We start from the raw sequence: 22,543 nt of genomic DNA, 5'->3' as shown, positions 1-22,543 counted from the left end.
AGAAAATATCGGCAGGAAAAGCAGGATCTTGAGTAACAAAAACGCCCGACTGAGCGGGCGTTTGGGGAAATCAGCGGTTCTGTCTGGACTGGTCTTTCTGACCGATACCGGAAAAAATGTTGAACACCTCACCCAGACCGTAAATCAGACCGAGGATGATGGCCATCACTACCGGTACCATGATGACGGCGAATACCAGACTTTTTAATAACTCTAACATGGGCAACTCCAGATATAGTCCTTTTTGTATTTTAACCGCATCACACAGAAAAGCACTCCCCTTTTGTGCGGTCGGCTTTGCGCTGACGCGCTTTTCAGTCACAATAGTCTTTTTACCAGGAGCTGGTTATGCAGGCCGAAATCCTTCTTACCCTGAAACTTCAGCAAAAGCTTTTTGCCGATCCCCGACGTATCTCTCTGCTGAAACACATTGCGCTTTCCGGCTCGATTAGTCAGGGCGCGAAAGACGCGGGAATCAGCTATAAGAGCGCCTGGGATGCGATAAACGACATGAACCAGCTTAGCGAACATATGCTGGTTGAACGCGCGACGGGCGGCAAAGGCGGCGGCGGCGCGGTATTAACCCGCTATGGCCAGCGTCTGATCCAGCTTTACGATTTGCTGGGCCAAATTCAGCAAAAAGCGTTCGATGTGTTAAGCGACGATGACGCCCTGCCGCTTGACAGTCTGCTGGCAGCTATCTCCCGCTTTTCACTGCAAACCAGCGCCCGAAATCAGTGGTTCGGCACCATTACCGCCCGCGATCGCGATCAGGTGCAACAGCATGTCGACGTGCTGCTGGCCGACGGCAAAACGCGGCTCAAAGTCGCGCTGACGGCGCAAAGCGGCGAGCGTCTCGGCCTGGAGGAAGGTAAAGAAGTGCTGATCCTGCTAAAAGCGCCGTGGGTTGGCATTACCCGGGATGCAGCCGTTGCGCGCGCCGCTGACAATCAGTTGTCGGGAACGATCAGCCATATCGAGCGCGGCGCGGAACAGTGTGAAGTGTTGATGGCGCTGCCGGACGGCCAGACGCTGTGCGCCACGATACCGACTGCGGATGCCGCTACGTTAAAGGAAGGCGATGACGTGATTGCCTGGTTTAATGCGGACAGAGTGATTATTGCAACGTTGTGCTAAGCACATTGACATCCGTTGCCGAAAGACGTATCCCTGTCATTCATCGCTGCAAAAAATGGGATGCAAAATGTCATCGTTGCAAATTTCGCAAGGCACGTTTCGTCTGAGCGATACAAAAACACTTCATCTGGATTCGCTGACGCTCAATGCGGACGATAGCTGGGCATTCGTTGGGGCTAACGGGAGCGGGAAGTCGGCGCTCGCCCGCGCGCTGGCGGGCGAACTGCCGTTATTAACTGGCGAGCGCCAGTGTCGGTTTACCCGCATTACTCGTCTGTCCTTTGAACAATTGCAAAAGCTGGTCAGCGATGAGTGGCAACGTAATAACACCGATATGCTCAGTCTGGCGAAGACGATACCGGGCGCACTACCGCGGAAATTATTCAGGATGAAGTTCACCATCCTGCCCGCTGTGCGATGCTGGCGCAGCAGTTCGGCATTTCCACTTTACTCAACAGGCGTTTTAAATACCTTTCTACCGGCGAGACGCGAAAAGCGCTGCTGTGTCAGGCGCTGATGTCTGAGCCGGAGTTATTAATCCTTGATGAACCGTTCGACGGGCTTGACGTGACCGCCCGTCAACAACTGGCGCAACGCCTGACGGCGTTGAACCAGGCGGGTATGACCCTGGCGCTGGTACTCAACCGTTTTGATGAAATCCCGGACTTCGTGCAGTTTGCCGGCGTGCTTGCCGACTGTACCCTGGCGGAGACCGGAACGACGGCGGAGTTGCTGCAACGGGCGTTGGTTGCTCAACTCGCGCACAGCGAGCGTCTGACCGACGTACAATTACCCGAACCGGACGAACCTTCCGCCCGCCATGCGTTACCCGATGGCGAACCACGGATCGTACTTAACGATGGCGTAGTCTCGTATAACGATCGCCCTATCCTCCACCACCTAAGCTGGCGAGTCAATCCGGGCGAACACTGGCAGATCGTCGGTCCTAACGGAGCGGGTAAGTCTACGTTGCTTAGCCTTATTACTGGCGATCATCCGCAAGGCTACAGCAACGATCTCACGCTGTTCGGGCGGCGGCGAGGAAGCGGCGAAACAATCTGGGATATCAAAAAACATATCGGCTACGTCAGCAGCAGTTTACATCTGGATTACCGCGTCAGTACCACGGTACGCAATGTCATTCTCTCCGGCTATTTCGATTCTATCGGCATTTACCAGGCCGTTTCAGACAGGCAACGAAAACTGGCGCAACAGTGGCTGGATATTCTGGGAATCGATAAGCGTACGGCGGATGCCCCCTTCCACAGTCTCTCCTGGGGACAGCAGCGGCTGGCGCTGATCGTGCGCGCGCTGGTTAAACATCCGACAGTGTTGATTCTGGATGAGCCGCTGCAAGGGTTGGACCCGCTGAACCGCCAACTGGTACGCCGTTTTGTAGATGTATTAATTCGCCAGGGAGAGACCCAACTGCTGTTCGTTTCCCATCATGCAGAGGATGCGCCTGCCTGTATTACCCACCGGCTGGAATTTGTACCAGATGGCGAACGTTATAAGTACGTTTCCGGACGATGCAATAATTAAATGTATTATCAGAATGGCGCCGCGCGCCATTCTGGAACCACTCTCCTTTTATTAAGAATAATAATAACGGTCGATAAGCTTACTATCTCTTGAATCGCTGACCGCCTCATTGTCATAATAATCCTGAAATTTTCGACAATGATGTCGTATGTGAATATAAGGGATTCATTATGGCTTTTCGTTTTCCACAAATAATACTATTTTTACTGGCAGCCATGTTATTTTGCCCCGGCAGTTATGCTGAGCAAAAGCCGACCGCTGCGCAGGAAGCGCGTAAAACCGCCGTTGAGGTCGCTGTTGAAGGCATGAGTCGCGCCGCCGTTGCGGGTCCGACAAAAATTAGTTTAGGTGATAAAGCCACGCTTAATCTACCGGAAGGATTTACCTGGATACCCGCAAAAGAAGCGGCGGTATTTATGCGTGAAATTGGTAACTATGTTGACGATGAATATTTTTACGGTCTCGTATTTAAAAAGGAAATGAATGGATTTATTTCTATCGAATATGATGATTCTGGTTATGTAAAAGATGATGATGCAAAAAATTGGGATGCCGATGAATTAATGGATAACCTGCGCAAAGGCACAAAAGAAGCGAATAAAGATCGTATTGCAAAAGGCATTGAGCCGATAGAAATTATTGGCTGGATCGAGAAGCCTACCTACGATGCAACCAATCATCGTCTGATCTGGTCCGCCGCCATCCAGGATATCGGCACCAACGAACCACTGAATGAACAAGGCGTGAACTACAACACCTATCTGCTGGGACGTGAAGGCTATTTTTCTTTAAATCTGGTGACCGACAGAGGTTCTGTTGACCATGAAATCCCTCTGGCGAAAAGAATTCTCAGTTCCGTCAAGTTCAACGCTGGACAACGCTACGCTGACTTCAACGAATCAACGGACAAAATAGCGGAGTATGGGCTCGCCGCGCTGATTGGCGGTATCGCGGCCAAGAAAGTAGGGCTGCTTGCTATGCTCGGTATCGCGTTACTTAAATTCTGGAAAGTGACCGCCATCGGCGTCGTCGCTGTCGGGGCGCTCGCCAGGAAGCTACTCTCGCGTAAAAAAGACTGACAGCTCTTGCCCCGTCCGTTTCATTCCCAGGCGCGTAACGCGCCTTTTTTTCGGATAAAAAGCAGAAGCATTCTCAAGCCAGATGATTTGTAATCATTTAATTGATATAAATGCGTAAAATCACCAGCGTGTAAACGATTCCACTAATTTATTACATGTCACACTTTTCGCATCTTTGTTATGCTATGGTTATTCCATACCATAGGCTTAACGGAGCGAATTATGAGAGTATTGGTTACAGGTGGTAGCGGTTACATTGGAAGTCATACCTGCGTACAGTTGCTGCAAAATGGTCATGACGTCGTCATCCTCGATAACCTCTGCAACAGCAAGCGCAGCGTGCTGCCCGTGATTGAACGTCTGGGCGGTAAGCACCCGACCTTTGTCGAAGGTGATATTCGCAACGAAGCGCTTATAACCGAAATTCTGCACGATCACGCGATTGATACCGTGATTCACTTTGCCGGCCTGAAAGCCGTCGGCGAATCGGTCGCCAGGCCGCTGGAGTACTATGACAACAACGTCAACGGTACGCTGCGGTTGGTCAGCGCCATGCGTGCGGCCAACGTTAAAAACCTTATTTTTAGCTCCTCTGCCACCGTTTATGGCGATCAGCCCAAAATTCCTTACGTCGAAAGTTTTCCTACCGGCACGCCGCAAAGCCCCTACGGCAAAAGTAAATTGATGGTAGAACAGATCCTCACCGATCTGCAAAAAGCCCAGCCGGAGTGGAGTATTGCTCTGCTGCGTTATTTCAACCCGGTCGGCGCGCACCCGTCGGGCGACATGGGAGAAGATCCGCAAGGTATTCCGAATAACCTGATGCCCTATATCGCCCAGGTCGCCGTGGGTCGTCGCGAATCGCTCGCCGTTTTCGGCAATGATTACCCGACCGAGGATGGCACCGGCGTACGCGATTACATTCACGTTATGGACTTAGCCGACGGGCACGTCGTGGCGATGGAAAAACTGGCGGACAAATCCGGCGTACATATTTATAACCTCGGCGCGGGTGTCGGCAGTAGCGTCCTGGATGTGGTCAACGCCTTTAGTAAAGCCTGCGGTAAACCCATTAATTACCACTTCGCGCCGCGTCGCGACGGCGATCTCCCGGCGTATTGGGCGGATGCCAGCAAAGCCGATCGCGAGCTGAACTGGCGCGTCACCCGCACGCTTGACGAAATGGCGCAGGACACCTGGCACTGGCAGTCACGCCATCCGCAGGGATACCCAGATTAAGGACGTTGTTATGACCCCATTTAATCCCATCGATCATCCGCATCGCCGTTATAACCCGCTTACCGGCCAGTGGGTTCTGGTTTCACCGCATCGCGCAAAACGCCCCTGGCAGGGGGCGCAGGAAACGCCGTCTCAGCAAATGCTGCCGGCCCATGATCCGGACTGCTTCCTGTGTGCGGGCAATACGCGTGTCACCGGCGATAAAAATCCCGATTACAAAGGGACTTACGTCTTTACTAACGATTTCGCGGCGCTGATGGCCGATACGCCGGATGCGCCGGACAGCCACGATCCGCTGATGCGCTGTCAGAGCGCGCGCGGCACCAGCCGCGTGATCTGCTTTTCTCCCGATCACAGTAAAACGCTGCCGGAGTTGAGCCTGCCCGCGCTGACGGAAATCGTCAGAACCTGGCAGACGCAGACCGCCGAGTTAGGCAAAACCTATCCGTGGGTGCAGGTCTTTGAAAATAAAGGCGCGGCGATGGGCTGTTCGAACCCGCATCCGCATGGACAGGTCTGGGCCAACAGCTTCCTGCCGAATGAGGCCGAACGCGAAGATCGTTTACAAAAAGCCTATTTCGCCGAGCAGCGCTCGCCAATGCTGGTGGATTATGTCCAGCGGGAACTGGCGGACGGCAGCCGCACCGTGGTCGAAACCGAACACTGGCTGGCGGTGGTGCCTTACTGGGCGGCGTGGCCGTTCGAAACGCTACTGTTACCCAAAACGCATGTCCTGCGCATTACCGATTTAAGCGACGAGCAGCGCGACTCTCTGGCGCTGGCGTTGAAAAAGCTGACCAGTCGTTATGACAACCTGTTTCAGTGTTCCTTCCCCTACTCAATGGGCTGGCACGGCGCGTCGTTTAACGGTGAAGAAAACGCGCACTGGCAGTTGCACGCGCACTTTTATCCGCCGCTGCTGCGCTCTGCGACCGTCCGTAAATTTATGGTCGGCTATGAAATGCTGGCGGAAACCCAGCGTGATTTAACCGCAGAACAAGCGGCTGAACGCCTGCGCGCGGTCAGCGACATCCATTTTCGCGAATCCGGAGTATAAAAATGAATCTGAAAGAGAAAACGCGCGCGCTGTTTGCTGAAATTTTCGGCTACCCTGCTACCCACACGATTCAGGCGCCAGGCCGCGTCAATCTGATCGGCGAGCACACTGATTACAATGATGGTTTTGTTCTGCCCTGCGCTATCGATTACCAGACCGTAATTAGCTGTGCGCCGCGCGACGATCGTACCGTACGGGTGATTGCCGCCGATTACGACAATCAGGTGGACGAATTTTCACTGGATGCGCCGATCGTGACCCACGATAGCCAGCAGTGGTCTAACTATGTGCGCGGCGTAGTGAAACACCTGCAACAGCGTAACAACGCGTTTGGCGGCGTGGATATGGTCATCAGCGGCAATGTGCCGCAGGGCGCCGGGTTAAGCTCCTCCGCCTCGCTGGAAGTGGCGGTGGGCACCGTCTTCCAGCAGCTTTATCACCTGCCGCTGGACGGCGCGCAAATTGCGCTCAACGGACAAGAGGCCGAGAACCAGTTTGTCGGCTGTAACTGCGGCATTATGGATCAGCTCATCTCTGCGCTCGGCAAAAAAGATCATGCGTTGCTGATTGATTGCCGTACGCTCGGCGCCAAAGCGGTTTCCATGCCGAAAGGTGTCGCCGTGGTGATCATCAACAGTAACTTTAAGCGCACGCTGGTGGGCAGCGAGTATAATACCCGCCGTGAACAGTGCGAAACCGGTGCCCGTTTCTTCCAGCAGCCGGCCCTGCGCGATGTCAGCCTTGAGGCGTTCAATGCCGTCGCCAGCGAACTGGACCCGGTAGTCGCAAAACGCGTTCGCCATGTATTGAGCGAAAATGCGCGCACCGTTGAAGCGGCAAGCGCGCTGGAGAAAGGTGATTTGCAACGTATGGGCCAACTGATGGCGGAGTCCCATGCCTCAATGCGCGATGATTTCGAAATTACCGTCCCGCAGATAGACACGCTGGTAGACATCGTCAAAGCGACCATCGGCGATCGAGGCGGCGTGCGCATGACCGGCGGCGGCTTTGGCGGCTGTGTTGTCGCGCTGATCCCGGAAGATCTGGTTCCCGCTGTGCAGCAGGCCGTTGCGCAACAGTACGAAGCGAAAACCGGAATCAAAGAAACCTTTTATGTATGCAAACCGTCACAAGGAGCAGGACAGTGCTAAATGAAACGCCCGCACTGGCCCCCGATGGTCAACCGTACCGCCTGCTAACCCTGCGCAACAGCGCAGGGATGGTGGTAACGCTGATGGACTGGGGAGCCACTCTTCTTTCCGCCCGTATTCCGCTGTCTGACGGCAGCGTTCGGGAAGCATTGCTGGGCTGCGCCAGCCCGGAACACTACCCTGAACAGACGTCGTTCCTCGGCGCCTCTATTGGCCGTTACGCGAACCGTATCGCCAATAGCCGTTATACGTTTGCCGGCGAAACCGTACAGTTAAGCCCAAGCCAGGGCGAGAACCAGCTACACGGCGGACCGGAAGGCTTTGACAAGCGCCGCTGGCAAATTGTGAACCAGAACGATCGCCAGGTATTATTCGCGCTCACCTCTGATGACGGCGACCAGGGCTTTCCTGGCCATCTGTGCGCCACGGCGCAATATCGTCTGACCGATGACAATAGAATCTCCATCACTTACCGGGCAACGGTCGATAAGCCCTGTCCGGTGAATTTGACCAACCACGTCTATTTTAATCTGGACGGCGATCGGACCGACGTGCGCCAGCATAAGCTGCAAATTCTGGCGGATGAGTATCTGCCGGTAGATGAATCCGGTATTCCACGCCAGGGGCTAAAATCGGTAGCCAATACCTCGTTTGACTTCCGGATGCCAAAAGTCATTGCCAGTGAATTTCTCGCCGATGACGATCAGCGCAAGGTTAAAGGCTACGATCATGCTTTCCTGCTACAGACGCAGGGTGATGGCAAAAAGCCGGCGGCCCGTCTGTGGTCACAGGATGGAAAGCTACAAATGATGGTTTACACCACCGCCCCGGCGTTACAGTTTTATTCCGGCAATTATCTGGCGGGTACACCTTCCCGCGGGCCGGAACCTTATGCCGACTGGCAAGGGCTGGCGCTGGAAAGCGAACTGCTGCCGGACAGTCCGAATCATCCTGAATGGCCGCAGCCTGACTGTATCCTTCGCCCTGGCGAGGAGTACGCCAGCCTGACCGAGTATCAGTTTATTCCGTTCTAACGATATGCCGCTACATGCCCGATGACGCAAGCTTATCGGGCCTACGCGCCATTGCCCTGCTCAAACCTCCACCACTTAAAGACAAAATCGCAACTCTGAATTCACAAGAACCTTACACTGCTCCACTATTTTCGCTATGGTTATGCGTAAGCATTGCCGCCAACACCTCGCGGCAATATAATGAGAATTATTATCATTACATATGATTTATAGGAGTGAGAGTATGGCTGTAACTAAGCTGGTTCTGGTACGTCACGGTGAAAGTCAATGGAACAAAGAGAACCGTTTCACCGGCTGGTATGATGTTGACCTGTCTGAAAAAGGCGTAAGCGAAGCAAAAGCAGCGGGTAAACTGCTAAAAGAAGAAGGTTTCAGCTTTGATTTTGCCTACACTTCCGTACTGAAACGCGCTATCCATACGCTGTGGAACGTACTGGATGAACTGGATCAGGCGTGGCTGCCGGTGGAAAAATCCTGGAAACTCAATGAACGTCACTATGGCGCGTTGCAGGGGCTGAATAAAGCGGAAACGGCAGAAAAATATGGTGACGAGCAGGTTAAGCAGTGGCGCCGCGGTTTTGCCGTGACGCCGCCGGAACTGACCAAAGATGATGAGCGTTATCCGGGTCACGATCCACGTTATGCCAAACTGAGCGAGAAAGAGCTGCCGTTGACCGAAAGTCTGGCGCTGACCATCGACCGCGTTATTCCTTACTGGAACGACACCATCCTGCCGCGTATGAAGAGCGGTGAGCGCGTGATCATCTCCGCTCACGGTAACTCATTGCGTGCGCTGGTGAAATACCTGGATAACATGAGTGAAGATGAGATTCTTGAGTTAAACATCCCAACCGGCGTGCCGCTGGTGTATGAGTTCGACGAAAACTTCAAGCCGATCAAACATTACTATCTGGGCAACGCTGACGAGATCGCTGCGAAAGCGGCTGCCGTGGCGAATCAGGGTAAAGCGAAGTAATCACCTTTGCCGGATGGCGGTATAACTGCCTTATCCGGCCTACGAGCAATGGGTAGGCCGGGTAAGCGCAGCGCCATCAGACAATATGTCTTAAACAGCGATCACGCCATCCAGCACCACCTGCAATCTCCCCTGCGAACAGCGCTCCACGCGTCCTCGTACCCGGTACACTTCAGCCAGACGCTCCGCAGTAATCACCGTCTCCGGCGCGCCGCTGGCGACCAGCCTGCCGTCTTTTAGCATCAGGACATGGTCACCATGACGCAGTGCAATATTAATGTCATGCGCCACGACTATCGTCACCCTATTTTGCGCCTGGGTATCCCGACGCACGAGATCCATTACGTGAAACTGATAGTTTAAATCCAGCGCGCTGAGCGGCTCATCCAGCAACAGAAGTTCAGGGCGACGAATCAGCGATTGCGCCAGACCCACTAACTGCCGCTGACCGCCGGAAAGCTGGTCGAGATACTGCAACGCCAGATGCGTTATGCCCAATTGCTCAAGGATAGCCAGTATCTGCGCTCTGCCCTGCGCATTGTCTCTGCCGCCTGATGCCCGCAGTACCACGATAATCGACTCAAGTACATGCAGATGTACGCCCTGCGGTAATGACTGCGGCAAAAACACAACTTTCTGCGCCCGCTCGGCAAACGATAACGACATGAGATCTTCGCCATCAAGCAGCGCCTCGCCGTCGGCGTTATTCAGCCCGGCCAGCGAACGTAGTAACGTCGATTTACCACAGCCGTTCGGCCCCAGCAAAATGGTAATTTTCCCGCGCGGCAGTAAGGGAACGTTGAGATCTGCAATAACCGGCTGAGTGGAATAGCCGGCGCTAAATGAGCGGAGCATTAACCCGCGCATCAGAGACTCCCCCGATGTCGCAATACAATGCTTAAAAAGAACGGAACCCCGACCAGCGAGGTGACAATCCCCACCGGCACCATGACGCCCGGAATACTATTTTTCGCCGCAATAGAGGCCAGCGATAACACCAGCCCGCCTATCAGCACGCTGCCCGGAAGGTAGAAACGGTGATCTTCCCCCAACAGTATTCGCGCAATGTGCGGCGCAACGAGACCAATAAAACCAATCGGCCCGACGAAAGCTACCGCCAGCGCTGATAACAAGCTGATACGCAACAATGACAGCAGGCGTAAACGGCGGACATGAATCCCAAAGCTCATCGCCCTCTCTTCGCCCAGACGTAATGCCGTGAGTTGCCAGGCGCTTCGTAACGCGCAAAAAAGCACAGCAATAAACACCACGGCCAGTACGCCCAATTTTTCCCACGACGCGCGGACCAGGCTCCCCATCGTCCAGAATACCAGCCCCTGCAGCGTATCTTCATCAGCCACAAACTGCATAATGGCGACCAACGCGTTAAAGGTGAATACCAGCGCAATACCGAACAACACCACTCCGGATGCGGCGACGCCTGTCCAACGGGTAATACCGTCCAGGAGTAACGCGGATAAAAGCGCAAAGATGAACGCATTGGCCGGGATAAACCAGGCGGCAGGAATACCGGGAATACCGATCCCCAACACAATCGCCAGCGCAGCGCCAAAAGCCGCTGCGGACGATACGCCAAGGGTAAACGGCGTCGCCAGCGGATTATTTAAAATGGTTTGCATTTCGGCGCCCGCTAACCCTAACGCCATGCCCACCAGTAGGGCCATCAGGGCATAGGGTAAACGAATATCCCAGACAATAACGTGTATGCCCGCATTCACCTTTTCCGGCTGGAAAAGCGCCTGCCACAGCGCACTGAGCGGTAAACCCGAAGACCCACAGGTTACATCCACCATCAGTGAAGCCATCATCGCCAGCGCAATAGCTAACATGAGCACAGCCCGTTTGCGTATGATCTGGCGATAGCGCGGAATGACGGGCGTGGAAGCGAGAGCGGGGGCTAAAAGTGATTTGTCCTGACAGGTCATGGCTCGGGCTACGTTATTAATCAGAGGAGAATTATAGCGCCGAATTATTTCGTTATATATTTATTTATATTTCGATTAATGACACGGTGGCCTATCTCACCGGTTTCCAATAAATATCCTCCGGCATAGCCCTGTCTCTTGATCAGATCTCCTGATCAAGAGACAGGGCCTGGCTGGGGGTTTTCCATAGACAAAAAAAGCGTGGAGCCATCCACGCTTGAGGCTGCTGACAACGTGTAACCAGGTGGCAATGTTCCAACCACGGACCTACAAAAAGTACGTAATCTGTTGATATTCTCGTTTCGTAAGTCAGGCAAAGCGCTAGCTGCCTCTCGCAGAAATGCCAACACAACAGATAATTGTCAGCAGTCCTCATTTTTCAGTCAGCAAATATCGGTCCGGCAGGGAATTTCGCCAGAAACCCGGTGACGGCCAGCAGCGACCACAGCCCGGGCCACTCAATCTGGCGCTCTCGCAGTTCATCATCCAGCGTCATAAGCGCAAACTCACCTTTATCGCCCAGCACGCCTCCCTGCCAGAGCAGCCGTTGCGCCTGCTGCCGCGCCCAGGGGGAATCGCTCTTCCAGGCCAGCAGGTGCAGCAGAGCCTGCTGCAGGCAGACACCGTGAGAATGTTAATCCCGCAACAGCCGCCGGTAAACCGGCAGCGATATGCTGCGCACGGTATAAAAACCGCTGCGGGTTTCGCTGTCAACATCTGCCATGCCAGCACAGAACTGACTGGCCAGGTCACATAAACGATTGTGCGTCAGCGGCTGGCGCAGGGCATCCAGACGACCTGCTGCGGCACACAGCAGCCCGCTCCTTTGCCGTTCTTGTGGCAGCGAATCAGGCAAAACCGCTACCGTTTCAGCCGCCCCGGCCTGCGCATGCTGTATGCCCGCGTCATAACAACGGACAAAGAAATCATGGCTGCCACGGACGATTGACGGGTGCGCCAGCAGATTCAGCGCCGGGTGCAGTTGTTCAAGCTCGTCCAGTGACGCCAGCGTGTAATCGACAACCACATCTTTTGTCGATGCCCGGCCTTCCGGACGAAATGCTATGGTTTCATTCATCAAAGTCTCCTTATGGGACATTCCCGGAGGCGATGCTGCGCATCTGTCCGGGCTACAGATCCATGCAATCCGGTAGCCCGGACAGGCGCAACGCGCCGCCTCCGGGAAAGGAACAGATTTACATTGCCAGCACGTATTTCAGCATCACGCCCGCGGCAATGGCCGAGCCAATTACCCCCGCCACGTTCGGGCCCATCGCGTGCATCAGCAGGAAGTTCTGCGGGTCTGATTCCAGCCCCACTTTGTTCGATACGCGGGCCGCCATCGGCACCGCCGAGCCCCTCGCCGAACCGATAAGCGGGTTGATTTTGTTCTTACTGCACAGGTTCATCAGCTTCGCCATCAGCACCCCGGCCGCCGTCCCGATACCAAACGCAATCACCCCCAGCAGCAGAATGCCCAGCGTCTGCGGCTGCAGGAACTTGTCCGCCACCAGTTTTGCGCCCACCGACAGCCCGAGGAAGATGGTCACGATATTAATCAGCCCGTTCTGTACCGTGTCGCTCAGACGCTCCACCACGCCGCTTTCGCGCATCAGATTGCCAAAGCAGAACATCCCCAGCAGCGGCGCCGCGTCCGGCAGCAGCAGCGCCACCAGCAGTAACAGCACCACCGGGAAGAGGATTTTTTCCCGCTTACTCACCGTGCGCAGCTGCACCATGCGGATTTTCCGCTCTTTCTCGCTGGTCAGCGCGCGCATAATCGGTGGCTGGATTAACGGCACCAGCGCCATATACGAGTACGCCGCCACCGCGATGGCTCCCAGCAGCTCCGGGGCCAGCTTGCCCGACAGATAAATCGCCGTCGGGCCGTCCGCGCCGCCGATAATGCCGATGGCCGCCGCCTGCGGCAGGGTGAAGGAAATCAGGCCGAAGTAGTTCAGCGTCAGCGCCCCCAGCACGGTGGCGAAGATGCCGAACTGCGCCGCCGCGCCGAGCAGCAGGGTGCGCGGGTTGGCCAGCAGCGGGCCGAAGTCGGTCATCGCGCCCACGCCCATAAAGATGACCAGCGGCGCGACACCGGAGCCAATCGCCACTTTATAGAACAGCGCCAGCACCCCCGGCGTGTAGCCCATGTCCACCGCCAGGTTCTCCATCTGGCTCTGCACCGACGGCAGCGCCAGCGCTAATGCCTCTTTAATGGCGTGCACGTCCGGCGCGCAGTTCAGCTTCGCGGCAATCACCGCCAGCTGCCCGGCGTCGTGATGCGCCAGCAGGCTTTCCAGCGCGGTCAGCGCCATGCCCGCTTCCGGGATGTTGGAGAGCAGCCCGCCGAAGCCTATCGGCAGCAGCAACAACGGTTCGAACTTCTTCGCTATCGCCAGCCACAGCAGCAGCAGGCTGACCAGCAGCATGATGGCCTGGCCTGCGCCAAGGTGCATCAGCCCCATGCCCTGAAGCAGGGCGTTCAGACTTTCCATTTCCGCTCCTCGTCCTTACGCCAGCGTCATCAGGGTGTCGCCGACGGAGACCGCATCGCCGGACTTCACCGCGATACCGCGTACCGTCCCGGCCTGCGCGGCGCGAATTTCGGTTTCCATCTTCATGGCTTCCAGAATCAGCAGCACATCGCCTTCGGCCACCGTCTGGCCCTCGGTGGCAATCACCTTCCAGATGTTGCCCGCCAGCGGCGCGGTGACCGGGGTGCCGGCGCCTGCGGGAGCGGCAGCCTGAACCGGTGCGGAAGAGGCTGCCGGAACAGCCGCAGTAAGCTGGCTGATATCGCCGCCGTCGCTGACCTTCACCACAAAGGCTTTGCCTTCCACTTCCACGGTGTAGATACCGGAGGCGGCAGGCTTCTCTGCTTTTGCCACCGGCTGCGCGGCTTCCGCCTGCGGCACCGGCTCAAACGCCGCCGGGTTGTGGCGGTTCTCAAGGAATTTGAGGCCGATTTGCGGGAACAGCGCCACGGTGAGCACGTCGTCGATGGCGTTTCCCGCCAGAGTGATGCCCTTCTCCTGCGCCTGGCGCCTGACGTCCGCTTCCAGTTCAGCCAGTTCCGGTTTGAGTAAATCCGCCGGACGGCAGGTCACCGGAGCGCCCCCTTCCAGCACGCGGGCCTGTAACGCGGCGTTCACCGGCACCGGGGTGTGGCCGTATTCGCCTTTCAGAATGCCAGCGGTTTCTTTGGCGATGGTTTTGTAGCGCTCGCCGGTCAGGACGTTGAGCACCGCCTGGGTGCCGACAATCTGTGAGGTGGGGGTCACCAGCGGGATAAAGCCGAGGTCCTCGCGCACGCGGGGGATTTCCGCCAGCACCTGGTCGAGTTTGTCCGCCGCGTTCTGCTGCTTCAGCTGGCTTTCGAGGTTGGTGAGCATTCCGCCCGGTACCTGGGCCACCAGAATACGGCTGTCGTAGCCCTTCAGCTGGCCTTCAAAGGCGTGATACTTTTTGCGCACCTCGCGGAAGTACGCGGCGATATTTTCCAGCTTCAGGATATCCAGCCCGGTGTCGTGCTCAGTACCTGCCAACGTCGCCACCAGCGCTTCGGTGGCCGGGTGGCCGTAGGTGGCGCTCATGGACGAAATTGCCGTGTCGACGCCGTCGACGCCCGCCTCGATAGCCTTCAGCAGGGCCATCTCCGCCATCCCGGTGGTGGCGTGACAGTGCAGGTGCAGGCGCACGTCATAGCGTTTTTTGATTTCGCTGACCAGGTCATACGCCGCCACTGGCGTCAGGATACCGGACATATCCTTGATGGCAATCGAGTCAACGCCGGTTTCCAGCAGTTGCTCCGTTAAATCCAGCCAGGTCTGCAGGGTGTGCGCCGGGCTGGTGGTGTACGAGAGCGTGCCCTGGGCGTGCGCGCCGTGGCTGCGCACCGCCTGCAGTGCGGCTTTCATATTGCGCGGGTCGTTCATGGCATCGAAGACGCGGAACACGTCCATGCCGTTTTTCACCGCCCGCTCAATGAAGCGTTCCACCACGTCATCGGCGTAGTGGCGATAACCGAGCAGGTTCTGACCACGCAGCAGCATCTGCAGCGGGGTTTTGGGCATGGCTTTTTTGAGTTCGCGCAGGCGCAGCCACGGGTCTTCGCCGAGAAAGCGGATACAGGCGTCAAAGGTGGCGCCGCCCCAGCACTCCAGCGACCCGTAGCCCACGTCATCGAGCGCGGCGGCAATCGGCAGCATGTCATCAAGGCGCAGGCGGGTGGCGAACAGAGACTGGTGGGCGTCGCGCAGGACGACATCGGTAATGGCAATAGTCATGGATCCCTCCGGGAATTAAGCGTTAAGGCGGTGATGGTGAATGGCGGCGGCAATCACCGGCTTGAGGCGGGCAAAGTCGTCCGCGGGCGCGGCGGCAGCAGGTGCCAGTTTTGGCGCCGGAGCCGGTTCAGGGAAGAAACGGTTGACGGCGGCGGACATGCCGCGAATGGCGAAAATCAGCAGGAACAGAAACGCCAGCACGAACCCCATGCCGAGGAACATCAGAGTGAAGCCTTCACCTAATAGCACCGAACTATTCATAATAAAGTCTCAAATTTAATAATCTAAAATAGAAAAGTAATATCAGGCATTAATAGAATGGATAAAATACCGGTAGTAAAATCATACTAACGATAAAACAAACCAAACTAATCGCCAATCCGGGTTTTAAGAAATCTTTAAATTTAACATTCCCCGGGCCAATAATCATTGAGTTTGCTGGAATAGCCATTGGGGTACAAACAGCAACACTACTCGCAATAAAAACAGCAATAACAACTGCACGAGGGTCTGCGCCAATAGACTGTGCGATAGTCCATCCTACCGGGCATAACAACGTACATGCTGCAGTGTTACTCATAACTTGAGTCAAAGCCCATGTAAGTATCCACAATGACGCCATAATAATCATAACGCCAGAATCTCCGGTTACTGAAATAACGGCATTAGCAATCATTTCTCCAGCACCAGTAGAATTAAGCGCGGCTCCTAAAGGCATCATAAACGCAAGCATGAAAACAGTTAGTGTTTCAAAAGAATTAAAAGTTTCCTTTTGTGTCAAAACGCCAGCAAATACAAGAACAATAGCCGCACAACACGCAATAATATGCATTGGAGGCAGAAACTTAATATAATCAGTTGCCACCATCCCAGCGATAGACAGAATAAAAACGGCTAAAGTTAAATTTCTATGCCATGCCGGAATTTGGCTATAATCCATTTGAGAATCAGATTGTGTATTTCCATCACGATCTGCGATGAGTTTTGAACCGAAGAAATAGAGAAATATAGAGCATGCAATCAGCAAAGGAATACCAATTTTAGCGTATTCGAAAAATGGCACCGACAGACTTCCCTTACTAAAAGTTTCAATAGTATTTTTAGCAATCAGATTTCCTGGCGAACCGATAATAGAAATATCAGCACCGATTGTTGCCCCAAAAACCAGAGGCATAAGAAGTTTAATAGGCTTAATCTGACTACTGGCGGCAATACCTAAAACAATAGGAATTAGCACAGCAACTGTTCCGCTATTAGAAACAAAGGCAGACATAACTCCACCAATAAGAAAAATCAATACACTAAGGCTTCTTTCTGTTTTAGCATATTTTAGTAAAATTTTACTTGATTGCCATGCCAAACCTGTTTTAAAAAATGCCGCACCGAGTACACACATGGCGACGATAAGAATAACATTCGCATTTACGATTGAAGCAAAAATATCCTTAGCATCGATAACACCGGTAAAATAAAGTGCCATTGGGACCATAAACGCAACTAATCCCATAGGAAGACGATCGCTAACAAAGATAATTATTGCAACCACTAAAACCAACAAAGTAATAATCGCTGGTGACATGTATACGTCCTTATATTATTAGGGTACAAAAACAACTCATTACAGTCATGAATACAACTGCAACAAGCATAAATCACATGTTATACTAAAATCACATCTAATTAATTTCTATTGAGAAAGAATACCCTCACATAAATAACAACACTTACCCGACAAAGGCATAACATATTCTTACTGCTTTTGTTTCTGTTTAATCAAATAATTTCCTCTTAAAATCTGTCTGTGTATAATGCTACTTATATAAATGAAACTCATCCAATGCTAATAAGGTTGCAGCTTATGCAATATCGGCATCACCTCGAACTAACATGGCTCGAAGACTGTCTGGCTCTAAAAGAAACGTTGAATTTCTCAAAAGCGTCTGCCTCAAGATATGTGACTCAACCCGCATTTAGTCGTCGGATACAATCTCTCGAAGAATGGGTGGGTACGCCCCTTTTTGAAAGAAGTAAACGGGGAGTCACCCTTACCAAGGCCGGAGAAGTATTTACAGACCAGCTTCCCGAACTGATCCACTCCTTGTACACATTGAAAAGTGATACCCTTGAGGCTGCAGGTAATAAACAACCTAGTCTTGTTTTTTCAGCAACGCATGCTTTGTCTTTCTCTTTTGTACCGCACTTGTTAAAGCAAAGTGATAAAATTGCAAAATTTGGTTCATTTCGTCTTTTATCTGACTCATTGAATGCGTGCGAAAAAATGATGCGGCAGGGAGATTCACAATTTTTACTGTGTCACCATCACCCACATATGCATCTAAATTTAAATAAAAATAACTTTATGAGCATTCGTCTTGGGTTTGATACATTAATTCCATTCAGTAAACCAGACTCAGAAACGTTAAAACCGTTGTGGAATATAAATAATAAGATTCAATTCCCTTACCTTTCTTTTTCATCACAATCAGGTCTGGGAAGAATAATAGCAAATACAGCGTCTATTAACAGAATTACCCATAATATAAATGTTGCCTTTGTGGCCGATCTGGCAGCAACACTATTGGCAATGGTCAGATCTGGCGATGGTGTTGCCTGGATACCTCAAAGCCTTGCCAGGCAAGATATAGAGGCTAAAACTATTGTTACTGCAGCGGAAAAAGAAAGCAATTTATGGGTCCCCATAGAAATAAGACTTTATAGACCAGCCAAGAGAATGCCTCCAGATGCCGAAGAGCTATGGGAAATTTTTGTTGAAGAACAAATATAATTATTTAATTGTAAAATGTTCTTTAATATAATCCTCAATGAATTTAATTAACGCTCTGGTTGCATATGATAAATATTTATCTTTCTTCCAGGCCAAACCAATCGTAACATAAGTCGGCTCGGTCATGGCCTTGGTTATTACTTTTTCGGCTTTAAGATCGACAGCGTCCAAAATGAAAGAAACTCCTTCATTTTTAGCAACCAGATCTATGTTGGTTTGAACCCTGTTTGATGATAGAAAAATATGTGTATGAATTCCTCGCTTTGTACATTCTTCAATAATCGTTTTTCTATGCCAGGAATCTTTTTTCATTAGTATCAATGGCTCATATTGTAGATCTTCCCAATCGATACTATCCTTTTTTGCCAGGGGATGTTTATCTGACATACATACCACGTGCTGCTGAGTCATTAATGGTACCGTAACTAATTCTTTTGGACAGTCATTAATAATAACAATAGCAAGATCCAGCTCTCCAGCAGAAAGTTTATCATGTAAACCAAAAGTCCCCTCTTCAACAAGAGAGAGTTCCATCTCTGGATAAATCTCTCGGAAATGCTTGAAGAGCGGTGAAAAAAGAAACAAACTTATCATCGGTGGGATCCCCAAAGTTACTATGCCACCATTTTCATTACGATAATCTTTCATTTCCGCTACGCTATTTTTTAACGCAATAAGGATAGGTTCAATTTTTTGTAAGAAAAACATGCCCTCCTCAGTAAGGACAAGTTTATTTTTCTTTCTATCAAATAATGTCACCCCTAATTCAGTCTCTAACTTCTTAATAGCAATGGTGATATTAGGTTGAGAAACAAAATGCCGCTCAGCAACTCTGGTTAAGTTACCTAACAAAGAAGCGCTTACAAAATATTCTAATTGTCTAATTTCCATCTATTTTCCACTACTATAAATAAAATTTATCATTTAATAAAAATAACATATTTCCTTCCTACAATGAATACGAATATCATGAAAATGTGATTAATGGATAAAACAATGCAACATAGCACTGGAGGGAGTATGAGTCGTATATTAAATACAGAAATTATCATTCCGGTTATCGAAAAACTTGTAAAAAAAGCTTGTTATGAACTGGATGATAATCTCATGTGTTCTTTTCGTAAAGCATATGATAAAGAAGAGTCAAAGATCGGCAAGGAAACCATTAAGATATTAATTGATAATGGAGAGTATGCAAAAAAAGAACAACTTGCATGCTGCCATGATACCGGCACTTGTATCGTTATAATGGAAATTGGACAACATGTATGCTGGGAAGGTAAGCCGCTTAAAGATCAGGTGAACCAGGGTGTTCGCCAGGGCTATGAAAATGGATACTTAAGAAAATCCATGGTTGCAGATCCATTAGAACGTATTAATACTAATGATAATACTCCTGCAATTTTACATACTGAAATTGTTGATGGTGACCGAGTGACAATTACCGTTATGCCAAAGGGCGGCGGTAGCGAAAATATGGGAACTTTTAAAACATTGCTTCCCGGCGATGGTATTGATGGTATAAAAGATTTTGTTCTGGAAACTGTCCGTCGTGTAGGAGGCAATCCATGCCCTCCTTATATTATTGGTATCGGCGTTGGCGGTACAATGGTTCACTGTTCGTGGATGGCGAAGAAAGCATTATTACGCCCTCTTGGTGAGTTCAATGCTAAACCACTTTATGCCCAGCTCGAAGCTGAATTATTAGAGGCCGTGAATAATACAGGGATCGGCCCTTTAGGTATGGGCGGGCGTATTACGGCGTTAGGCGTGCATGTCGATTACTATCCTTGCCATATCACTGCACTGCCAGTCGCAATCAATTTCCAATGTAATGCAAGCCGCCACGCTAGTGAAATCATTTAATACCTGGAGAAGCTATGATGGAATTAACATTACCATTGACTAAAGAGAAAGCGAAAACTCTTAAGGTCGGCGATATATTATTTCTCACTGGATTTGCTTACACCTGCCGTGACGCCGCGCATAAAAAAATCGAAGTAGCGCTTAGTAACGGAGAAAAATCACCGGTCGATTTTCAAAACCAAACGATTTACTATGCTGGCCCCTGCCCTGCCAGACCTGGTTTACCTATTGGCTCCAACGGTCCTACAACGGCCGCGCGTATGGACCCATTTGTAGAAATGATGTTTCAACAAGGGGCAACTGCGTTTCTTGGCAAAGGCGATCGTGCTGATTATGTCGCTGAGCTTTGTAAAAAATACGGTGGGGTTTCGCTACTCGGGATTGGAGGAGCGTCTGCAATTAATACAAAACATGTTAAATCAGTAGAAATTGTTGCCTACGAAGAATTAGGAACAGAATCCATTAAGAAGTTATATTTTGACCGCTATAGAGTCATTGTAGGAATTGATTCGGAAGGAAATACTCTCCAGAAGCAGGAAGTACCTAAGTACGCCAAATAATAATACATTAATATTGGTAATATCGGTCCGGTAGACTGTTACCGGACCGATATGTTTTCTATCCTGCGCTTCACCACAGGATAGAAAATAAACTTAGCCGCGACGGGCTTTTACCGCTGCCGACAACTGACGAAGCAGCGCATCGGTATCTTCCCAGCCAATACAGGCGTCAGTAATGCTTTTACCGTAGGTCAGCGGCTGACCGCTTTCCAGACTCTGGTTTCCTTCTACCAGATGACTCTCTACCATCACGCCAATAATCGCTTTTTCACCGCCCGCTATCTGCTGGCAGACATCGGCGCAAACCTCCATCTGCTTTTGAAATTGCTTACAGGAGTTGGCATGGCTGAAATCGATCATGACCTGCGGCGTCAGTCCCGCTTTGATGAGGCCTTCTTTCACCTCAGCAACATGCTGCGCGCTATAGTTTGGCGCTTTACCTCCGCGCAGAATGATATGGCAGTCGCCGTTGCCGCTGGTATTCACAATCGCCGAATGACCCCATTTAGTGACGGAGAGGAAGCAATGCGGCGCGCCGGCGGCGTTGATGGCGTCAATGGCGACTTTAATCGTGCCATCAGTACCATTTTTAAAACCGACCGGACAAGAGAGGCCAGACGCCAATTCGCGATGAACCTGGGATTCAGTAGTCCGCGCGCCAATGGCGCCCCAGCTCATCAGATCGGCCAGATATTGCGGCGTGATCATATCGAGGAATTCGCCGGCGGCAGGCAGGCCGCTGTCGTTAATATCCAGCAGCAGTTTGCGCGCAATACGCAGACCGTCGTTAATCTGGAAGCTGTTATCCATGTGCGGATCGTTAATCAGCCCTTTCCAGCCGACGGTGGTACGCGGTTTCTCAAAATAGACGCGCATGACAATTTCAAGCTCGCCTTGAAGCTCATCGCGTAGCGCCAGCAAACGGGCGGCATACTCTTTCGCCGCTGCCGGATCATGAATTGAACAAGGACCGATCACCACCAGCAGACGATCGTCATTGCCTTTGAGAATTTTATGGATGGCTTTGCGCGCGTGAGCAACGGTATTTGCTGCATTTTCCGTGGCGGGAAACTTTTCCAGCAGCGCGACCGGAGGTAATAACTCGTTGATTTCTTTAATGCGTAAATCGTCGTTCTGATAATTCATGTTTATTCCAGTGTTGCCGTACTTATCCCAATGAATGCAATCCCTCCAATCTATCTCTTCAATTAAATAGTGTAAACGGGCTTTTACACTTTGAACGGAATAATCCTGGAATTCAGGAAAAAAACGCACAAATGTAGCGAAAAATGGGATCTAACCTACACTTTTTAACTGTAACCACTCTGTTTATGAATTATTGCAAGATTCTCTGCTGCGTTAACCCGCGGCGGCGAACGCTTTTTATCCCTTATTTGAGGATTTGACTGACACGTGCACTGTTGGAAGAGGTTATCCGACATATCCACCATAACAGGAGCATCTTATGAAAATGACAAAACTGACTACGCTTTTACTCACCGCTACCCTCGGCCTTGCCAGCGGCACAGCGTTAGCTGCTGAATCTAACGCGCAATCCAGTAATGGCCAGGCGAACTCGGCGGCAAATGCCGGTCAGGTTGCCCCGGACGCCCGCCAGAATGTAGCGCCGAATGATGTGAATAACAACGACATCAATACCAACGGCAATACTAACAGCACGATGCAGCATCCAGACGGTTCAACCATGAATCATGACGGAATGACCAAGGATGAAGAGCATAAAAATACCATGTGTAAAGACGGTCGCTGCCCGGATATTAATAAAAAAGTGGAAACCGGTAATGGCGTCAATAATGACGTGAATACCAAAACCGACGGTACCACACAGTAATGAAGAAAAAAGTCTGATAACGGGAGAGCT

General features: G+C 51.6%; 20 protein-coding genes and 2 pseudogenes. 12 read left to right on the top strand and 10 right to left on the bottom strand.

What is annotated here, in order from left to right; genetic code table 11:
• Positions 1-70: 70 nt before the first annotated feature.
• On the bottom strand, positions 71-220 hold the full coding sequence (locus tag ACFK9X_RS08280) for an AcrZ family multidrug efflux pump-associated protein (RefSeq protein ID WP_000891513.1): 150 nt from the start codon (positions 218-220) through the stop codon (positions 71-73).
• Positions 221-348: 128 nt separating this feature from the next.
• Here ACFK9X_RS08280 and modE point away from each other — a divergent pair, with 128 nt between their 5' ends.
• From modE to gpmA, 8 genes and pseudogenes are all read left to right on the top strand, one after another.
• Positions 349-1,137 carry a molybdenum-dependent transcriptional regulator gene (gene modE / locus ACFK9X_RS08275; RefSeq protein WP_001147416.1) on the top strand — a complete coding sequence of 263 codons (789 nt, stop codon included), beginning with the start codon at positions 349-351 and terminating at the stop codon, positions 1,135-1,137.
• 67 nt (positions 1,138-1,204) lie between these two features.
• Positions 1,205-2,679, top strand: a pseudogene (gene modF, locus ACFK9X_RS08270) (molybdate ABC transporter ATP-binding protein ModF).
• A gap of 170 nt (positions 2,680-2,849) precedes the next feature.
• Positions 2,850-3,758, top strand: coding sequence for a DUF2167 domain-containing protein (locus ACFK9X_RS08265; RefSeq protein WP_000885519.1), 909 nt, complete (start codon positions 2,850-2,852; stop codon positions 3,756-3,758).
• 222 nt (positions 3,759-3,980) lie between these two features.
• The gene (gene galE / locus ACFK9X_RS08260) at positions 3,981-4,997 is read left to right on the top strand and encodes a UDP-glucose 4-epimerase GalE (protein WP_001265465.1); all 1,017 of its coding nucleotides are present in this window, start codon (positions 3,981-3,983) and stop codon (positions 4,995-4,997) included.
• A 10-nt stretch (positions 4,998-5,007) separates the two neighbouring features.
• Positions 5,008-6,054 carry a galactose-1-phosphate uridylyltransferase gene (gene galT / locus ACFK9X_RS08255; protein ID WP_151116111.1) on the top strand — a complete coding sequence of 349 codons (1,047 nt, stop codon included), beginning with the start codon at positions 5,008-5,010 and terminating at the stop codon, positions 6,052-6,054.
• A gap of 2 nt (positions 6,055-6,056) precedes the next feature.
• Positions 6,057-7,205, top strand: a complete 1,149-nt coding sequence (gene galK, locus ACFK9X_RS08250; protein WP_001049366.1) for a galactokinase — start codon at positions 6,057-6,059, stop codon at positions 7,203-7,205.
• Positions 7,199-8,239, top strand: a complete 1,041-nt coding sequence (gene galM / locus ACFK9X_RS08245) for a galactose-1-epimerase (protein WP_000931428.1) — start codon at positions 7,199-7,201, stop codon at positions 8,237-8,239. Before galK ends, galM begins: the two co-directional genes overlap by 7 nt.
• A 223-nt stretch (positions 8,240-8,462) precedes the next feature.
• Positions 8,463-9,215 carry a 2,3-diphosphoglycerate-dependent phosphoglycerate mutase gene (gpmA, locus tag ACFK9X_RS08240; RefSeq protein WP_151116109.1) on the top strand — a complete coding sequence of 251 codons (753 nt, stop codon included), beginning with the start codon at positions 8,463-8,465 and terminating at the stop codon, positions 9,213-9,215.
• A gap of 90 nt (positions 9,216-9,305) precedes the next feature.
• Here gpmA and ACFK9X_RS08235 read toward each other — a convergent pair whose 3' ends face one another.
• From ACFK9X_RS08235 to ACFK9X_RS08205, 7 genes and pseudogenes are all read right to left on the bottom strand, one after another.
• The gene (locus ACFK9X_RS08235; protein ID WP_151116107.1) at positions 9,306-10,082 is read right to left on the bottom strand and encodes an ABC transporter ATP-binding protein; all 777 of its coding nucleotides are present in this window, start codon (positions 10,080-10,082) and stop codon (positions 9,306-9,308) included.
• On the bottom strand, positions 10,082-11,161 hold the full coding sequence (locus ACFK9X_RS08230; RefSeq protein ID WP_000128327.1) for an iron ABC transporter permease: 1,080 nt from the start codon (positions 11,159-11,161) through the stop codon (positions 10,082-10,084). The genes ACFK9X_RS08235 and ACFK9X_RS08230 overlap by 1 nt, the downstream gene beginning before the upstream one ends.
• A gap of 379 nt (positions 11,162-11,540) precedes the next feature.
• Positions 11,541-12,239 (bottom strand): annotated as a pseudogene (locus ACFK9X_RS08225) (triphosphoribosyl-dephospho-CoA synthase).
• Between the two features lie 118 nt (positions 12,240-12,357).
• Positions 12,358-13,659, bottom strand: a complete 1,302-nt coding sequence (locus ACFK9X_RS08220) for an oxalacetate decarboxylase subunit beta (protein WP_151116105.1) — start codon at positions 13,657-13,659, stop codon at positions 12,358-12,360.
• A gap of 15 nt (positions 13,660-13,674) precedes the next feature.
• Positions 13,675-15,450 carry a sodium-extruding oxaloacetate decarboxylase subunit alpha gene (gene oadA, locus ACFK9X_RS08215; RefSeq protein ID WP_151116103.1) on the bottom strand — a complete coding sequence of 592 codons (1,776 nt, stop codon included), beginning with the start codon at positions 15,448-15,450 and terminating at the stop codon, positions 13,675-13,677.
• 15 nt (positions 15,451-15,465) lie between these two features.
• Positions 15,466-15,711: an oxaloacetate decarboxylase subunit gamma gene (locus tag ACFK9X_RS08210; protein ID WP_022544642.1), complete on the bottom strand. Its 246-nt coding sequence runs from the start codon at positions 15,709-15,711 to the stop codon at positions 15,466-15,468.
• A 49-nt stretch (positions 15,712-15,760) separates the two neighbouring features.
• Complete coding sequence (locus ACFK9X_RS08205) at positions 15,761-17,029, bottom strand: SLC13 family permease (RefSeq protein WP_000074129.1); 1,269 nt, start codon at positions 17,027-17,029, stop codon at positions 15,761-15,763.
• A gap of 222 nt (positions 17,030-17,251) precedes the next feature.
• On the opposite strand from ACFK9X_RS08205, the gene ACFK9X_RS08200 reads away from it, so the two are divergent.
• Positions 17,252-18,235 (top strand): LysR family transcriptional regulator, encoded by a 984-nt coding sequence (locus tag ACFK9X_RS08200; RefSeq protein ID WP_000282119.1) that lies wholly within the window; start codon positions 17,252-17,254, stop codon positions 18,233-18,235.
• Here ACFK9X_RS08200 and ACFK9X_RS08195 read toward each other — a convergent pair whose 3' ends face one another.
• Positions 18,236-19,126 (bottom strand): LysR family transcriptional regulator, encoded by an 891-nt coding sequence (locus ACFK9X_RS08195; protein ID WP_151116101.1) that lies wholly within the window; start codon positions 19,124-19,126, stop codon positions 18,236-18,238.
• Positions 19,127-19,255: 129 nt separating this feature from the next.
• Between ACFK9X_RS08195 and ACFK9X_RS08190 the strand changes: the two genes are divergently transcribed.
• Both ACFK9X_RS08190 and ACFK9X_RS08185 read left to right on the top strand, forming a co-directional pair.
• Positions 19,256-20,101 carry a fumarate hydratase gene (locus ACFK9X_RS08190; protein ID WP_151116099.1) on the top strand — a complete coding sequence of 282 codons (846 nt, stop codon included), beginning with the start codon at positions 19,256-19,258 and terminating at the stop codon, positions 20,099-20,101.
• Between the two features lie 14 nt (positions 20,102-20,115).
• On the top strand, positions 20,116-20,661 hold the full coding sequence (locus ACFK9X_RS08185) for a FumA C-terminus/TtdB family hydratase beta subunit (RefSeq protein ID WP_000970374.1): 546 nt from the start codon (positions 20,116-20,118) through the stop codon (positions 20,659-20,661).
• Positions 20,662-20,754: 93 nt separating this feature from the next.
• Here the strand turns inward: ACFK9X_RS08185 and aroG are convergent, their stop codons facing one another.
• Positions 20,755-21,807: a 3-deoxy-7-phosphoheptulonate synthase AroG gene (aroG, locus tag ACFK9X_RS08180; protein ID WP_001109233.1), complete on the bottom strand. Its 1,053-nt coding sequence runs from the start codon at positions 21,805-21,807 to the stop codon at positions 20,755-20,757.
• Positions 21,808-22,126: 319 nt separating this feature from the next.
• Between aroG and ACFK9X_RS08175 the strand changes: the two genes are divergently transcribed.
• Positions 22,127-22,513 carry a YbgS-like family protein gene (locus ACFK9X_RS08175; protein ID WP_000784385.1) on the top strand — a complete coding sequence of 129 codons (387 nt, stop codon included), beginning with the start codon at positions 22,127-22,129 and terminating at the stop codon, positions 22,511-22,513.
• Positions 22,514-22,543 lie beyond the last annotated feature (30 nt).

Source organism: Salmonella sp. WC3 (genome assembly GCF_042932255.1).
GTDB classification, from domain to species: domain Bacteria; phylum Pseudomonadota; class Gammaproteobacteria; order Enterobacterales; family Enterobacteriaceae; genus Salmonella; species Salmonella enterica.
Note: the sequence above shows the minus strand (reverse complement) of the source record. Positions and strands in the feature narration are given on the sequence as shown.

Bases quoted from the DNA above. Each gene is read 5' to 3' on its own strand.
- ACFK9X_RS08195 (WP_151116101.1), bottom strand. From the start codon at position 19,126: ATGGAAATTAGACAATTAGAATATTTTGTAAGCGCTTCTTTGTTAGGT.
- aroG (WP_001109233.1), bottom strand. From the start codon at position 21,807: ATGAATTATCAGAACGACGATTTACGCATTAAAGAAATCAACGAGTTA.
- gpmA (WP_151116109.1), top strand. From the start codon at position 8,463: ATGGCTGTAACTAAGCTGGTTCTGGTACGTCACGGTGAAAGTCAATGG.
- ACFK9X_RS08280 (WP_000891513.1), bottom strand. From the start codon at position 220: ATGTTAGAGTTATTAAAAAGTCTGGTATTCGCCGTCATCATGGTACCG.
- ACFK9X_RS08210 (WP_022544642.1), bottom strand. From the start codon at position 15,711: ATGAATAGTTCGGTGCTATTAGGTGAAGGCTTCACTCTGATGTTCCTC.
- galE (WP_001265465.1), top strand. From the start codon at position 3,981: ATGAGAGTATTGGTTACAGGTGGTAGCGGTTACATTGGAAGTCATACC.
- ACFK9X_RS08175 (WP_000784385.1), top strand. From the start codon at position 22,127: ATGAAAATGACAAAACTGACTACGCTTTTACTCACCGCTACCCTCGGC.
- oadA (WP_151116103.1), bottom strand. From the start codon at position 15,450: ATGACTATTGCCATTACCGATGTCGTCCTGCGCGACGCCCACCAGTCT.
- ACFK9X_RS08265 (WP_000885519.1), top strand. From the start codon at position 2,850: ATGGCTTTTCGTTTTCCACAAATAATACTATTTTTACTGGCAGCCATG.
- ACFK9X_RS08230 (WP_000128327.1), bottom strand. From the start codon at position 11,161: ATGACCTGTCAGGACAAATCACTTTTAGCCCCCGCTCTCGCTTCCACG.
- galT (WP_151116111.1), top strand. From the start codon at position 5,008: ATGACCCCATTTAATCCCATCGATCATCCGCATCGCCGTTATAACCCG.
- ACFK9X_RS08205 (WP_000074129.1), bottom strand. From the start codon at position 17,029: ATGTCACCAGCGATTATTACTTTGTTGGTTTTAGTGGTTGCAATAATT.
- ACFK9X_RS08185 (WP_000970374.1), top strand. From the start codon at position 20,116: ATGATGGAATTAACATTACCATTGACTAAAGAGAAAGCGAAAACTCTT.
- modE (WP_001147416.1), top strand. From the start codon at position 349: ATGCAGGCCGAAATCCTTCTTACCCTGAAACTTCAGCAAAAGCTTTTT.
- ACFK9X_RS08220 (WP_151116105.1), bottom strand. From the start codon at position 13,659: ATGGAAAGTCTGAACGCCCTGCTTCAGGGCATGGGGCTGATGCACCTT.
- ACFK9X_RS08235 (WP_151116107.1), bottom strand. From the start codon at position 10,082: ATGCGCGGGTTAATGCTCCGCTCATTTAGCGCCGGCTATTCCACTCAG.
- galK (WP_001049366.1), top strand. From the start codon at position 6,057: ATGAATCTGAAAGAGAAAACGCGCGCGCTGTTTGCTGAAATTTTCGGC.
- ACFK9X_RS08190 (WP_151116099.1), top strand. From the start codon at position 19,256: ATGAGTCGTATATTAAATACAGAAATTATCATTCCGGTTATCGAAAAA.